Source organism: Ancylobacter tetraedralis, assembly GCF_014195655.1.
GTDB classification, from domain to species: Bacteria; Pseudomonadota; Alphaproteobacteria; order Rhizobiales; family Xanthobacteraceae; genus Ancylobacter; species Ancylobacter tetraedralis.
On sequence record NZ_JACICD010000024.1, the window covers coordinates 1 to 3,929 of the forward strand.

The following is a 3,929-nucleotide window of genomic DNA, read 5'->3' on the forward strand; positions in this document are numbered from 1 at the left end:
ATGACCGATCTCACCATCAATGGCGCTCGTCACAGCGTTGATGTTCCGGCCGAGATGCCTCTGCTTTGGGTGCTGCGCGACGTGCTGGGGATGACCGGCACCAAGTTCGGCTGCGGCATCGCCCAGTGCGGGGCGTGCACGGTGCATCTGGGGGGCGTCGCCGTGCGCTCCTGCCAGCTCGCGGTGGGCGATGTCGGCCCGCAGGCCATCACCACCATCGAGGGGGTCGGCGCGACGCCCGAGGGCGCGAGGATCCAGAAGGCCTGGCTGGACCTCGAGGTCATCCAGTGCGGCTATTGCCAGCCCGGCCAGATCCTGTCGGCGGCAGCCCTGCTCGCCGCCAATCCCGCGCCGGACGATGCCGCCATCGACGCGGCGATGGCCGGCAACCTGTGCCGCTGCGGCACCTATGTGCGCATTCGCGAGGGGATCAAGCATGCGGCACGATCCTGAAGACGCCTATAGGGGCCGGCCGGCGCTGACGCGTCGCGCGCTGCTGCGCGGGGGCGCCGCGATTCTCGGCGGGCTGGTCATCGGCATCGAACTGCCCGTTCGCCGGGCCCGCGCGGACGAGCCTGCCGCCGCGGGCGCGCCGCTCAATGCCTTCGTGCATGTGCCGGCGGAGGGGCCGGTGCGCCTCATCATGCCGGCGGTGGAGATGGGACAGGGCGTCTATACCTCGCAGGCCATGTGCCTTGGCGAGGAACTCGACATCGGTCTCGACCAGATCACCGCCATCCACGCGCCGGCCGATCAGGCCAAATATGGCAATCCGCTCTTCGTGGTGCAGGCCACCGGGGGCTCCACCACCACCATGGCCTGGACCGAGCCGCTGCGACAGGCCGGCGCCACCGCGCGCGCCCTGCTGGTGGCGGCGGCCGGCGCGCAGTGGGGCGTGGATCCCGCCACGCTCACCACGGAGAACGGCGTCGTCACCGATCCCGCCAGCGGGCGGACACTCACCTACGGCGCCCTGGCCGACCGGGCCGCCGGCCTGCCGCCCCCGACCGACGTGACGCTCAAGTCGCCCGATCAGTTCCGCCTGATCGGCACGCCCGCGCGCCGCATCGACACGCCGGACAAGGCGACCGGCACGACGGTGTACGGCATCGACGTCATCCGCCCCGGCATGACATTCGCCGCGCTGATGGCCTCCCCGGTCCTTGGCGGCAAGGTCGCCCATGTCGACGACGCGCCGGCCCTCGCCCAGCCCGGCGTGCGCCAGGTCGTGGTGCTCGACGATCTCGTCGCGGTGGTCGCCGACAACACATGGGCCGCCCAGCAGGGCCTCGCCGCGCTCGACATCGCCTGGGCGAATGGGCCGAACGCCACGCTGAGCCAGGCGCAGCTCTGGGCCGATATCGAGACGGCGTCGAAGGGCCCGGGCGTGACCGCCCAGAAGCAGGGCGACGCGCTGGCGAAATTGGGCGAGGGCACGTTGTTCGAGGCGACCTATGAGCTGCCCTTCCTCGCCCATACCCCGATGGAGCCGCTGAACTGCACCGTGCATGTGCGGGACGGGGCCTGCGACGTCTGGGTCGGCACGCAGGTGCCCGGCTTCTGCCAGATGGGCGCCGCCAAGGTGCTCGGCATCGATCCCTCGAAGGTGACGATCAACAACCACATCATCGGCGGCGGCTTCGGCCGGCGGCTGGAAGCCGACTATGTCGTCACCGCCACCCGCATCGCCGCCAAGGTGGACGGGCCGGTCAAGGTGATCTGGTCGCGCGAGGAAGACATCAAGCAGGACATCTTCCGCCCGCTCTATCACGACCGGCTGAAGGCGCGGGTGGAGAACGGGCGCATCACCGCCTGGCACCACCGCATCACCGGCGCCTCGATCCTGGCGCGCTGGCTGCCGCCGGCCTTCAAGGACGGCATTGACGGCGATGCGGTGGATGGCGCCATCGATCCGCCCTACGCCGTCGGCGATATCCTGGTGGAATATATCCGACACGAGAGCGTGGTGCCGGTGGGCTTCTGGCGCGGCGTCGGGCCCAATAGCAGCGTCTTCTCCATCGAGAGCTTCCTCGACCGGATCGCGAAGAACACCGCGGTCGATCCCGTCGCCTTCCGGCGCGGCCTGCTGGCGGACAACCCGCGGGCGCTCGGGGTGCTGAACGCCGCGACGGCCAAAGCCGGCTGGGGCACGCCGGCACCCGCCTCCCCCTTCGGCGCCCGCACCGGGCGCGGCGTCGCGCTGATGCATGCCTTCGGCAGCTATCTCGCCTGCGTCGCCGATATCGCGGTGAGCGATCCGGGCGACGTGCGCGTCACCCGCGTCGTGGTCGCCGCCGATGTCGGGCGCGTCATCAATCCGGACACGGTGGTGGCGCAGATTCAGGGCGGCGTCACCTTCGGCCTCGCCACCGTGCTGCACGACAAGGTCACCATCGCCGACGGGCGGGTCGAGCAGAGCAATTTCCACGACTACCGGCTGATCCGCATCGACGAGATGCCCGCCATCGAGGTCGAGCTCATCGCCAGCACCGAGAAACCCGGCGGCATCGGCGAACCGGGAACGGTGATCGTGCAGCCGGCGGTCGCCAACGCGATCTTCGCCGCCACCGGGGTGCCGCTGACCCGCATGCCGGTCGACGCGGCGCTCCTGGCAAAGGCGGTGTGACCATGGGGAAGAGAACCGCCCTCCTCTCCCTCGCCGGCATCCTCGGGGTGGCCGGCCTCGCCGCGCTCGGCGTCATCGGCTGGATGGTGTTCCAGCCCGGCCCCTACGGCTTCGCCAAGGGCACGCCGGTGGCGCTGGCGGACGCCAAGGGACCCTCGCCGACCGGCGTGCCGGCCGAGCTGGCCGGAGCCGATGAACCCACCCGCGCCGCCTATATCGCCCGCATGGCCGATTGCGAGGCCTGCCACACCGCCAAGGGTGGCCAGCCCTTCGCCGGCGGGCGCGCCTTCGTGCTGCCCTTCGGCACCATCTACACGCCCAACATCACGCCCGATCCCGAGACCGGCATCGGAAAATGGACGGACGCGCAGTTCCTCGATGCCGTGCATCGCGGCATCGCGCCGGACGGCTCGCGCTATTATCCGGCCTTCCCCTACCCGTCCTATACGATGCTCACCGACGCCGATGCGCTGGCGATCAAGGCCTATCTCTTCGCGCTCTCGCCGGTGAAGCAGCCGAACCGGCCGAACAGCTTCGCCTTTCCCTTCAACCAGCGCTGGCTGATGGCGATCTGGGCGACGCTGTTCAATTCGGACACCCGCTTCGAGCCGGTGCCCGAGCAGTCGCCGGAATGGAACCGCGGCGCCTATCTCGTCGAAGCCGCCGGCCATTGCGGCGAGTGCCACACCCCGCGCAACCCGATGCAGGCGATGGACCAGCGGCGCAAGTTCGCCGGCGGCGTCGCCGAGGGCTGGAACGCCTACAACATCTCCAGCGACACGGTGAGCGGGGTCGGCGACTGGTCGGCCGAGCAGCTCACAGCCTATCTCGCCGCCGGCCATGCGGCGGGCCGCGGCTCCGCCTCCGGCCCCATGGGCGAGGCCGTCGCGCTCAGCCTGTCCCACCTCACCGCCTCGGACATCGACGCCATCGTCACCTATCTCAAGAGCGTGCCCCCGGTCGCCAGCGACCTGCCCCGGCTCGCCGGTCCCGCACCGGCAACGCCTCGGGTGGCCGGCCTCGACAACCCGATCGGCCAGCGCGTCTTCCAGGGCAATTGCGCCAGCTGCCACGCCTGGAGCGGGGCCGGCGCCGTGCGCGGCGAGGCCCAGCTCACCGGTGTGCGCGCGGTCAACGATCCCAGCGGCGCCAATGTCGCGCTGATGGTCCTGCACGGCTCAACCGGCGTCTGGCCGGGCCACCCGCCGATGCCCGCCTTCGGCAAGGCCTATTCCGACGCCGAAGTGGCCGCCGTCGCAAACTACGTCACCGAACGCTTCGGAAGCCAGACCTCGACACTGAC

General features: G+C 70.6%; 3 protein-coding genes. All 3 read left to right on the top strand.

The genetic code is table 11. The features are described 5' to 3' along the window. Entirely contained in the window at positions 1–453 is a 453-nt protein-coding gene (locus FHS55_RS23150; protein WP_183192223.1) for a (2Fe-2S)-binding protein, read from the top strand. After that, positions 437–2,626: a xanthine dehydrogenase family protein molybdopterin-binding subunit gene (locus tag FHS55_RS23155; protein WP_183192224.1), complete on the top strand. Its 2,190-nt coding sequence runs from the start codon at positions 437–439 to the stop codon at positions 2,624–2,626. Before FHS55_RS23150 ends, FHS55_RS23155 begins: the two co-directional genes overlap by 17 nt. Before the next feature lie 2 nt (positions 2,627–2,628). Next, the coding region (locus tag FHS55_RS23160) for a cytochrome c (protein WP_183192225.1) at positions 2,629–3,929 on the top strand (1,301 nt) is incomplete at its 3' end.

What these genes read in the sequence shown, in the direction of transcription:
- FHS55_RS23150 (WP_183192223.1), top strand. Translation starts at nt 1, where the DNA reads ATGACCGATCTCACCATCAATGGCGCTCGTCACAGCGTTGATGTTCCG.
- FHS55_RS23155 (WP_183192224.1), top strand. Translation starts at nt 437, where the DNA reads ATGCGGCACGATCCTGAAGACGCCTATAGGGGCCGGCCGGCGCTGACG.